Origin of the sequence: Streptomyces capoamus (assembly GCF_014654935.1) — a bacterium.
Classification (GTDB): domain Bacteria; phylum Actinomycetota; class Actinomycetes; order Streptomycetales; family Streptomycetaceae; genus Streptomyces; species Streptomyces capoamus.
The window spans coordinates 457,358-467,792 of sequence record NZ_BNBF01000002.1; the positions used below are offsets into that span (position 1 = coordinate 457,358).

Below are 10,435 nucleotides of genomic sequence, written 5' to 3' on the forward strand. Positions count from 1 at the left end.
CCGGGGAAAGGTATCTGCTGCAGGGGCAGGTCCCAGATCCCCAGCTTCTTCTCCGGCCACGTCTGCCGGCCGCCCGGCGAGGAGGCGTCGTAGCGCCAGCCCAGCTCGCGCGCGGTGGGCAGCAGGTTGTTCTGGCCGAGCAGACAGGGCGTACGGCCGCCGACCAGCTCCTTGTCGTAGTCGAACGGCAGGGACGGCAGGTCGGTCCAGCCGGTGTTGGTGCGCCACTGCTTCACGAACGCCTTGGCCTGCCGGATCTCGCTCGCCCACTGCTGCGGGGTCCAGTTGCCGACCGTGCCGGTGCCGGCGCAGAAGTGCCCGTTGAAGTGGGTGCCGATCTCGTGCCCCTCCAGCCAGGCCCGGCGCACGTTCGTCAGCGTGGCCTTGATGTGCGGGTCGCTGAGGTAGCCGATGTCGGAGGCGCCGCGCGGGTTGTTCGGGGGCTCGTACAGCCGCTTCTTCGACTCGGGCAGCAGGTACAGCCCCGACAGGAAGAAGGTCATGGACGCGCCGTGCTCCTTGGCCAGGTCCAGGAAGCGCGGGAAGAGGCCGTTGCCGACCTCGCCGGCGCCGTCCCAGGAGAAGATCACGAACTGCGGCGGGGTCTGCCCCGGCTCCAGCGGCTCGGGCTTGGCCGGCTGGTGCGGCTGCTTGCCGGTGAAGGAGGTCGAGCCGTCACCGATGGGCCGCGCCGGACGCGCGCCGCCCTTCCCGACCCCGTGCCCCGGCCGGCCCTGGCCGGAACCGTTCGGGTGCCCGCCGCCGTCCGAGGACGTGGGGCTTCCGCAGCCGGCGAGCGAGGCGGCGGCGGCCGCGCCCGCGCCGAGGCCGAGAACGCCCCGCCGGGAGAGGGTCCGGGAGAAGGTGCGCATGGAAAACCCCGATTCGTCGCGCCTACTGGTGTTCACCCAGTCAGAGGCCACGACGATCGGGGTGGTTCCGATCATTCTTATGTTTTTAGCAACGCTTCCGGCAAAGACACCCTAAGTCACGCCAAACGGACGGTCAGTGCACCGGAGTCGGGCCCGGTCAGGCGCCGAAGGCCCTTCCCTGCGCGGTGCCCTTGCCCTTCTGCGGCCTGGCACCGGCGCGCAGATGGGCCGGGACCAGATCGATGGCGGGCTCGCTGTAACCCACCGACACGATCTTGTCGCCCAGGTAGGTGAAGCTCGTCAGGGAGGCGAGGGTGCACTGCCGCCTGCGCGGATCGTGCCACAGCCGCCGCCGCTCGACGTACGACCGCACGATCCAGATCGGCAGCTGGTGGCTGACCAGCACCGCCTCGTGCCCGCGCGCCCGGTCCTTGGCCGTGCTCAGCGCGCCCATCATCCGCACCACCTGGTCCACGTACGGCTCGCCCCAGGACGGCCGGAACGGGTTGACGAGGTGCTTCCAGTTGTCCGGCTTGCGCAGCGCGCCGTCGCCGACGCCGAACGTCTTGCCCTGGAACACGTTCTCGGCCTCGATCAGCCGCTCGTCGGTGTCCAGGTCCAGCCCGTGCGCCTTGGCGATCGGGGTGGCCGTCTCCTGCGCCCGCTCCAGCGGGGAGGAGCAGACGTAGGTGACGTCCCGCGCGGCCAGGTGCTCGGCGACCCGGTCGGCCATCTTCCGGCCCAGTTCGGACAGGTGGTAGCCGGGCAGCCGCCCGTACAGGACGCCGTCCGGGTTCTCGACCTCGCCGTGCCGCATGAGGTGGACGACGGTGACGTCCTTGTTCACGGGGTTCTCGGGTGCAGTGCTCATTCCGCCGTGGCCTCCGCAGCCGCCCGGGCCGCCGCCGGAAGGGCGTCGGCGATCTTCTGCACGGCCCGCTCGTCGTGGGCCGTGGACACGAACCAGGACTCGAAGGACGACGGCGGCAGGTACACGCCGTTCGCCAGCAGCGAGTGGAAGAACGCGGTGAAGCGGTACGACTCCTGCCGCTTGGCGTCCTCGTAGGTGCGCACCTGCCGGTCCGTGAAGAACACGGAGAACATGTTGGACGCCGTCTGCACCCGGTGCGCGACGCCCTCCTTGCTCAGCGCCTCCGTGACCAGCTGCCGGATCTGCGCCGAGACGGCGTCCACCGTGTCGTAGGCGGCGTCGTCGAGCAGCCGCAGCTGGGCGAGACCGGCGGCGGTGGCGACCGGGTTCCCGGAAAGGGTGCCGGCCTGGTAGACGGGTCCGGCGGGCGCGAGGTGCGCCATGACGTCGGCGCGGCCGCCGAAGGCCGCGGCCGGGAACCCGCCGCCCATGACCTTGCCGAAGGTCATGAGGTCCGGCTTCACACCCTCCACGCCGTACCACCCGGCGCGGCTGGTGCGGAACCCGGTCATCACCTCGTCGGAGATGAACAGGGCGCCGTTCTTCCGGCAGGCGTCCTTCAGTCCCTGGTTGAACCCCGGGTCCGGCGGTACGACGCCCATGTTCCCCGGCGACGCCTCGGTGATCACGCAGGCGATCTCGCCCGGGTGCCGGTGGAAGGCCTCCTGCACGGCCTCCAGGTCGTTGTACGGCAGCACGATCGTGTCGCCGGCCTGGGCCCCGGTCACACCGGGGGTGTCCGGCAGCGCGAAGGTGGCGACACCGCTGCCGGCCGCGGCGAGCAGCGAGTCCACGTGCCCGTGGTAGCAGCCGGCGAACTTGATCACCTTGGACCGCCGGGTGAACCCGCGGGCGAGCCGGATCGCGGACATGGTCGCCTCGGTGCCGCTGCTGACCAGCCGCACCTGCTCGACGGGTTCGACGCGGGCGACGATCTCCTCGGCGAGCGCGACCTCGCCCTCGCCGGGCGTGCCGAAGGACGTACCGCGGGCGACGGCCTCCTGGACGGCGGCGATGACCTCGGGGTGGGAGTGCCCGAGGATCATGGGCCCCCAGGAGCAGACCAGGTCGACGTACTCGCGCCCGTCGGCGTCGGTGAGGTAGGCCCCTTTGCCCGACACCATGAAGCGGGGGGTGCCGCCGACGGCGCGGAAGGCGCGCACCGGGGAGTTCACTCCGCCCGGGGTGACGACGGAGGCGCGGTCGAACAGCGCCTGCGAGACGGGCGCGTCGTAGGGATAGGGCGTTTCGCTCGTGGCACTCATGTCGTGCGGCTTCTCCGACTTCTCGGACTCCGGTTGCGGGGTGACCTCCTCAGGGTAGGCCGCGGGCCGGGCGGACCGCGGGCGGCCTCGGGATCGGAGCGGCGTCATCGCTCATCTGCGAGACTGAGAGCTGATACACACAGCTCATACGCACGTAATGATCAGAGGCCGGGAATCTCCCGCGCGGACCGTTGTTCCGCCGTACGTTTCGGCGGGCGGCCGTGGGGGAGGTCACTGACACGATGATCGGGTTGCGCGGCGGGGGCCACGCGTCCTAGAAAAGCAGTCGGGTGGAGATATGCATCGCGGTGGCGGACTGGGCGAGGGGACTGACGACCTGGGTCCTCGACGTGCCCGGCGGGGAAGGCACCGGCGCGACGCGGAGGAAGCGACCGAGGCACGTCAGACTGACGCACGTCCAACACAGGGTGTACCGAGTGAGCCCGAGCGGCACGACCGGCAGATCGACGGCCGGCTCGACCACCGGGCCGACCGCCTCCGGGCGGGGAGCAGGAATGGTGGTCGGGTGGGGGTGACGTACAAATACTTCGGCGCGCCGGACGGTGCGACCGCGGCCCGCGTCCCCATCTCGATGCGCCCCGAGGAACTCGGCGGCGACGAGCTGGGCATGAACGGCATGTTCACCAAGATCAAGCCGGAGACGATGGCCGCGATGGTCCTCACCGGCATCGAGGGCGTCCCGCTGCACAAGGTCCCGCCCCTGGAACTGGTCGTCCTGCACCCCGACTACGCCGTCGTCAAGCTGCCCATGACGGTCGTCGACCCCCTGCGCGGCATCGGCGAGGAAGCGGTCGGCGCGGCGGCCTTCATCTGGTCGACGGTCCCGGACCGGGGCGGCCCGCGGGACGCCTTCAACGTCTACCAGCTGCTGCACGAGTGGCAGGACTTCAGCCACCGGCTGCACGAGGCGGGACATCAGCCTTATTGCCTGGTTTGGCCCTGACCTGGGGTTTTGGTGGGTTCGGGCGGGGCTGTCGAGTCCCGCCCCCGCTGGTGCCTGAGAGGGGCCGTCCGACAGCCAGGGCACATTGAGGGCACTTGGATTCGCTGGGGGCACTGATGTGCCCTAGGCGGCGCACAGGTCGGCCGTACCAGCCGGAAGCGTAGATCCGCTGCAGCGGCCTCTGCCTATGCAGCTTAAGCCTCACGCAGAGGCGAGGACTCGCTTCCCCGGAGTATGGACACCTCCGTAGGCAGTGAGGCTCCGGGGCGCACAGGTCCCCTCGCCCGCCCCGGATGCCGCCACAACCGCAATGGAGCCACTGTGGACGACGCGACGACGGCCCACGACCGAGCTAGCGACGGCCACCGGCAACTCGGCGACGCAGCCTTCGGCAGCCAGGAGTGGCAGGACGTATTCCGGCAACGAAGCGCCCAAGGGGCGAACCGGCAGGTCAACGCGCATTTCACCGAGAAATTCCAGGAGTTCTCGGTCGCCGGGCGGGGCTATCAGACCCCGCCCTACGCCCGTGCGCACGCCGGGCGGCCGGGCCGGCCTCCGGGGACGATGAGATCAGGTTCCCGAGGGAGCGGTCCGCGTACGCGAGTGGAGGAGGCCTGTGGTGCCGAACGATCCCATGACGGCGGTGGCCCGGTACGTCGATGCGTTCAACCGCGGTGACGCGGACGCGATGGCAGCGCAGTGCGCCGACCCGATGCAGATCCTCGACGGAATGGCGCCGCACGTGTGGCACGGGCCGACAGCCGGAGCGGACTGGTGGAGGGACGTGGTCGCCGAGGGGGAACACCTGGGCGCCTCGCAGTACCGCATCACGCTCGGTGAGCCACGCCGTGTCGATGTCACCGGCCCTCACGCCTACGTCGTCGTACCCGCGACGAGGTCGGCGCCGAGTGGCGGCTGACGGCCTGGGCGTGGGCGAAGGGCACGTGACCGGGGGGCGGCGCCGCGAGGCGGTGCGCTTCGCAACGCGATGACGAACCCTTGACCACCGCACCGGGTGTAACAGATCCTGTTGCACCAAGGAGGGGTGAGGTGATGGCGGCCAACAGTCGATTGACCATCGCGGCGCACGCGCTGGCCTGGCTCGCGTTGGCGCGGCGCCGTGGCCAGGAGGTACTCACCTCGGAGCAGGTCGCGGCCAGCGTCAACACCAACCCCGTGATCCTCCGGCGCAGTCTCGGCGACCTGCGGCGGGCCGGCCTGGTGACGGTCCGCCACGGCGCCGGCGCGGGCTGGAGCCTGGCGCGCGAGCCCGAGGCGATCAGCCTGCTGGAGGTGTACGACGCCGTCGACGCGCACCCGCCGTTCGGGCTGCACCACACCGAGCCCAATCAGGAGTGCCCGGTGGGGAAGGGCATCCGGCCCGCCCTGAGCGGGGTCTACGGCCGGGTGGAGCAGGCCATGCGACGGGAGCTGGCGCAGACGTCGATCGCCGATGTGCTGCGCGAGACGCTGGTGCACTAGCGGACGAGCCGATGGCCCGGGCGGTCGCCGCACCCTCGGGTGTAACAAAGTTTGTTTCAGTAACCGAGCGAGGAGCGAGAACCGGTGAGAGTCCTATGGTGTCCAGTCGTCGAACTGCGGCAGTACACCCTGCATCCCGGACAGCGGGACGTGCTGATCGATCTGTTCGACCGGGAGTTCGTCGAGTCTCAGGAGGCGGTCGGCGCGACGGTGCTGGGGCAGTTCCGCGACCTGGACGACCCCGACCGGTTCGTCTGGCTCCGCGGCTTCGAGGACATGGAGAGCCGGGCCGGGGCCCTGGAGGGCTTCTACGGCGGACCGGTCTGGAAGACGCACCGCGACGAGGCGAACGCGACGATGATCGACTCCGATGACGTGCTGCTGCTGCGGCCGGCCTCGGCGGACGGCGGCTTCCCGGAGCCGGCGGTCACCCGGTCCGCCCCCGGCGAGCCGGCGCCCTCGCCGCCGTCGCTCGTCCTCGCCACGATCTGGTACGGCCGCCGTCCGTTCGACACGGAGTTCGCCGAGTTCTTCCGGCAGCGCGTACGGCCCGTACTGGCCGACACCGGCGGCGAGCCCCTGGCGTACCTGCAGTCGGAACACGCCCCGAACACCTTCCCGGCGCTCCCGGTGCGGACGGGCGAGGAGGTCTTCGTGTGGTTCGCGCGGTTCACCGACGTGCACCGCATGGACGACCACCTGGACCGCCTGCGGCGCTCGGCGCCCTGGCGCGAAGAGGTACTGCCGGTCCTCTCGCAACGGTGGGCCAGGGACCCGCAGCACCTGCGGCTCGCCCCCACCGACCGGTCCCTGCTGCGGTGAGTTCCCCGTGCGGCGCGCGCCCCGGGTGACCACACTGGGGCCATGGAAGGCCGGCCTCCCGCGCAAGCCGCGGACGCCCCGCAGCCGGACACCGCCGAGGGATACATGGGGGCCGTGTACGGCTCGCTGCTCGCGGCCTCGGTGGTGGTAGGAGCCGGTTCCGCCGGTTCCTTCCCCCGGCTGGAGCTCGTTCTGCTGCTGCTGTGCAGCGGACTGGCGTCCTGGGCGACCCGCGTGTACGGCCAGATGTTCCGGGAGCGGATCAGGGGCGGGACGGTGGGTGCGGCCGAGATCCGGCACGCGTGTGCGAGCGAGTGGCCCATCATCATGGCGGCCGTCCCGCCGGCCGTGGCGGTCGCCGTCACGCCCCTGCTCGGTATCGGTCCGCAAGGAGCGGTGTGGCTGGCCCTCGGGACGGCGCTGGCCGGTCACGTCGGCTGGTCCACGGTCGCCGCCCGGCGCGCGGGGGCCACCGGCCGCGCCGCGGTGACCGCGGGGGCGGTCAACCTGGCGCTCGGACTCGTCGTCGTCCTCGTCAAGGTCTTCGGCAAGCTCTGACGCCGTGCCGGTGCGGGCCGCCGACCGGCTGCTGCCCGGCGGTCAGGCGCACCCGGCGGTCCGGTGCCAAGCTGTAGGTGGTCCGTCCCAGTTTCTGGAAACGGGAGGAGCGGACATGGAGATCAAGCCGCAGGCGGTCGCCATCCCCAAGGAGACCGACCACCTGGAACAGGGCAAGTACGGCCCGGTCTTCCCGAGGACACCGGCCTGCTACGGGTTCACGATCATCGCGGACGTCAAACCGGGCAGGGCCGAGGCGATACGGGCGCACGGCCACACCCTGGCGAAGGCACTGGAGGAGGACCCGCACCTCCTCGCGCCGCTGAAGCTGCACTACCTGCGCTGGGTGCTCTTCGACGACGACACCCGGTTCATGTACCAGGGGATCTTCGACACCGACTTCGACAAGTACACCGAGGACGCCGTCGCTCTGTTCTCGAAGGTGGGCGTGAACACCACCTTCGAGAACCTCGAAGGGTTTCCCGAGGACTGGCGGACGAATCCCGAGGCGTTCGTGCGGTTCGTCCGCGCGCACCACTGTCCGAGCTTCATCGAGTACGGCGAGTACCCCTACGTGACGGCGGACGAGATCAAGAAGGCCCTGCGGGTCAAGGGCGCCCTGTCGGAGATGCTCGACCAGATGCAGTGAGGCTGAGGTGACATGGGCGAGGTCAGGACCGCGCGCACGTACAACCAGCGGCACGTCCCGCGGGCGTACACCCCTGGCGGACGGCGGGTGAGCATCTACGTCTCGTGGAGCTACCCGGCCGAGGCCGGTCGCGACCCGGCGCAGCTGGACAACAGGTTCTCCACGATGACCGAGGTCAGGCGGGTGGCCTGGCCCGCGTACGAGGACCCGAAGTGGTCGGATCCGTACCGGTTCCAGCAGGGGGTCGCCGGATCGCTGGAACTGTTCTTCTGGGCCTGGGTGCCCTTCCAGGACTACGTCGAGGAGGTCACGGGCCATCCCGTCCCGGTGTACCAGCGCATCGACCAGGCGGGTTTCTTCACGCCGCTGGACGAGCGGGTGCTCGACGACACGGACGTGCTGTTCGTGTTCGGGCTGGACCACGCGGTCACCGGGCAGGAGGCGCAGCCCGGGGAGATCGAGGCCCTGCGGGCGTTCCTCGCCCGGGAGGACGCCCGCCTCGTCCTGGGCCCGCACCACGACGTCGGCGCCTCGGACGACCTGAAGGTCCGCGAGATGGAGTACCGCCACCACGGCGATCCCCTGGTGCCCCGTCAGCAGCGCTTCGCCACCTACGTCAGGGACCTGATGAAGGGCCTCGGTGTGCCGGTCATGAACCGGTACGGGCTGCGGCCCGCGACGGTCGACGGCAACCGGATCGCCCCGCTGTCCACGGTCCGGGACCTGGACCCGAGGGGCTGGCTCGACGGGGTGACGAACTTCAACTTCCACCTGCACCTGCCGCACTACGACGTGACGGGCGACGACCCGGACGCCGTCCGCGTGCTGGCCAGGCAGCCCATCGACTCGTCGAGGCCGCACCCGTTCACCGAGGCCGGCAACACGGAGTTCAACATGTTCCTGTGGATGCCGCCCCGCGGCGACCGGGCGGCGGACCTGCTGCTCGCCGACTCGACGATCTTCAGCTCCCTGTTCGGCGGCGACGACAGCCTGCGGAAGTTCTGGGCCAATGTCGTCTCGTGAAGCAGCGGGAGGCCGGCCGTGACCACACACACGGACGACGCGCTGGAACTCGCCGACATCCAGCGCGGGGTCCTCAGCGCGCGGCCGACGCCGTACGCGGCGACCTACCTCGCCTTCCGCATCGACGACCGGCGGGATGGGCGGGAACTCATGCGGCGCGCGAGCACGGCCGTGACCTCGGCGGCGGACCCGGTCAGCCCCTTGGGGGACACCTGGGTGAGTGTGGCGGTCACCTGTCGCGGCCTGGAGGCGCTGGGGGTGCCGCGCGCCTCGCTGGAGACGTTCGCCTGGGAGTTCCGGCAAGGGATGGCCGCCCGCGCCGCAGCACTGGGTGACGTCGGCGAGAGCGGCCCGGAGCACTGGGAAGCGCCGCTCGGCGGCCCCGGTGTGCATGTCGTGCTCACCGCGGTCGCGCCCGACCCCGCCCGCCTGGAGGCGGCCGTCGACCGCGCCCGCCCCGCGTACGACCGGCTCTCCGGGGTGACGGCGGTCTGGCGGCAGGACTGCTACGCGCTGCCCACCGAGACCGAGCACTTCGGCTACCGGGACGGGGTCAGCCATCCGGCCGTCGAAGGCAGCGGCATACCGGGGTCCAACGAACTGGAAGTCCCGCTGAAGGCCGGCGAGTTCGTGCTCGGCTACCGGGACGAGATCGGCGGGATCCAGTCCCCGCGGCCCACCGTGCTGGGGCGCAACGGCAGTTACGCGGTGTTCCGCAAGCTCCACCAGGACGTCGCCGCGTTCCGCCGCTGCCTGAGGGACAACTCCAGCGGGCCCGAGGACGAGGAACTCCTCGCCGCGAAGATCATGGGGCGCTGGCGCAGCGGTGCTCCGCTGGCACTGGCCCCGCAGGCCGACGATCCGGCCCTCGGCGCCGACCCGCACCGCCGTAACACCTTCCTGTACGAGAGCGACGACCCGGCGGGATTCAAGACGCCCGGGGGCTGCCACATCCGCCGGGCCAATCCCCGGGACGCCGCGGTGGCGGGGGAGGTCCGGCTGCACCGCATGATCCGCCGCGGCGCCGTCTACGGCCCGCCGCTGCCCGAGGGCGTGCTGGAGGACGACGGGGCCGACCGCGGTCTCATGTTCGCGTTCATCGGTGCGCACCTGGGACGGCAGTTCGAGTTCGTCCAGTCGCAGTGGATGAACGACGGCGTCTTCTTCGGCGCGAACGACGCCCAGGATCCCGTGACCGGGTCCCGGGACGGCTCCGGCGACTTCACCGTCCCCCGGCGGCCGCTGCGCCGGCGCCTGACCTCGCTCCCGCGGTTCGTCGTCACCCGGGGCGGCGAGTACTGCTTCCTGCCCGGCCTGACCGCCCTGCGCTGGCTCGGCGACCTGGAGGACTGAGGAGTCACCGCGCGGACGCGCCGCCGCGCAGGTGTTCCAGCAGTTCCAGGGCCTCCTCCCAGCGGAAGCCGTCGGTGTCCCCGCCCGCTCCGGCGTCCCGCGGTGCCCGGGAGCCGATCAGGACGCCCATCGACCGCAGCCGGTCCAGGCTCTGCCGGTAGGCGGGGTGGGCGGCCTGGGCGGCGTTCAGGTACGGCAGGGCCACCGTCGGGACGCCCATGCCGTACGCCTCGCACAGGATGCCCAGGGCGAGGGTGTCGGAGATGCCGGCGGCCCACTTGTTCAGGGTGTTGAAGGTGGCCGGGGCGACCGCGATGGCGTCCGGCGGCGGCAGCGGGCGCGGGTCCCCCGGCCGGCGCCAGGCGGAGCGGATCGGGTAGCCGGTCTGCGCCTCGACCGCCCGCACGTCGATGAAGCCGAGGCCCTGCGGGGTGGCGACGACACCGACGTCCCAGTGCGCCTCCTGGGCCGCGGTGATCAGCTTGCCGACGCCGGGGGCGATGCCGCTCGCGCAGA

The 10,435-nt window shown here is 71.3% G+C and carries 12 protein-coding genes; 8 read left to right on the forward strand and 4 right to left on the reverse strand.

The window, feature by feature from the left end; genetic code table 11:
- From IE312_RS05620 to hemL, 3 genes are all read right to left on the reverse strand, one after another.
- Positions 1 to 872 (reverse strand): polysaccharide deacetylase family protein (locus IE312_RS05620; RefSeq protein WP_229899116.1); only part of this gene is annotated, 872 nt, incomplete at its 3' end.
- A 157-nt stretch (positions 873 to 1,029) separates the two neighbouring features.
- On the reverse strand, positions 1,030 to 1,743 hold the full coding sequence (locus IE312_RS05625; RefSeq protein WP_189978869.1) for a histidine phosphatase family protein: 714 nt from the start codon (positions 1,741 to 1,743) through the stop codon (positions 1,030 to 1,032).
- Entirely contained in the window at positions 1,740 to 3,068 is a 1,329-nt protein-coding gene (hemL, locus tag IE312_RS05630; protein ID WP_189978871.1) for a glutamate-1-semialdehyde 2,1-aminomutase, read from the reverse strand. The genes IE312_RS05625 and hemL overlap by 4 nt, the downstream gene beginning before the upstream one ends.
- A 526-nt stretch (positions 3,069 to 3,594) precedes the next feature.
- Between hemL and IE312_RS05635 the strand changes: the two genes are divergently transcribed.
- The 8 genes from IE312_RS05635 (at position 3,595) to IE312_RS05670 (ending at position 9,919) form a co-directional block, all read left to right on the forward strand.
- A complete protein-coding gene (locus IE312_RS05635; RefSeq protein WP_003974483.1) occupies positions 3,595 to 4,032 on the forward strand; it encodes a hypothetical protein in 438 nt (145 codons plus the stop codon).
- A 619-nt stretch (positions 4,033 to 4,651) separates the two neighbouring features.
- Positions 4,652 to 4,951 carry a nuclear transport factor 2 family protein gene (locus IE312_RS05640; protein WP_229899118.1) on the forward strand — a complete coding sequence of 100 codons (300 nt, stop codon included), beginning with the start codon at positions 4,652 to 4,654 and terminating at the stop codon, positions 4,949 to 4,951.
- 134 nt (positions 4,952 to 5,085) lie between these two features.
- On the forward strand, positions 5,086 to 5,514 hold the full coding sequence (locus IE312_RS05645) for an Rrf2 family transcriptional regulator (RefSeq protein ID WP_189978873.1): 429 nt from the start codon (positions 5,086 to 5,088) through the stop codon (positions 5,512 to 5,514).
- A gap of 84 nt (positions 5,515 to 5,598) precedes the next feature.
- A complete protein-coding gene (locus IE312_RS05650; protein WP_189978875.1) occupies positions 5,599 to 6,336 on the forward strand; it encodes an NIPSNAP family protein in 738 nt (245 codons plus the stop codon).
- Positions 6,337 to 6,378: 42 nt separating this feature from the next.
- On the forward strand, positions 6,379 to 6,894 hold the full coding sequence (locus IE312_RS05655; RefSeq protein WP_189978877.1) for a hypothetical protein: 516 nt from the start codon (positions 6,379 to 6,381) through the stop codon (positions 6,892 to 6,894).
- Between the two features lie 115 nt (positions 6,895 to 7,009).
- Entirely contained in the window at positions 7,010 to 7,543 is a 534-nt protein-coding gene (locus IE312_RS05660) for a hypothetical protein (protein ID WP_189978879.1), read from the forward strand.
- 12 nt (positions 7,544 to 7,555) lie between these two features.
- Complete coding sequence (locus IE312_RS05665) at positions 7,556 to 8,566, forward strand: hypothetical protein (RefSeq protein WP_189978881.1); 1,011 nt, start codon at positions 7,556 to 7,558, stop codon at positions 8,564 to 8,566.
- 18 nt (positions 8,567 to 8,584) lie between these two features.
- A complete protein-coding gene (locus tag IE312_RS05670; protein WP_189978883.1) occupies positions 8,585 to 9,919 on the forward strand; it encodes a Dyp-type peroxidase in 1,335 nt (444 codons plus the stop codon).
- A 4-nt stretch (positions 9,920 to 9,923) separates the two neighbouring features.
- Here IE312_RS05670 and IE312_RS05675 read toward each other — a convergent pair.
- A partial coding sequence (locus tag IE312_RS05675) for a flavoprotein (protein WP_229899120.1) occupies positions 9,924 to 10,435 on the reverse strand: 512 nt, incomplete at its 5' end.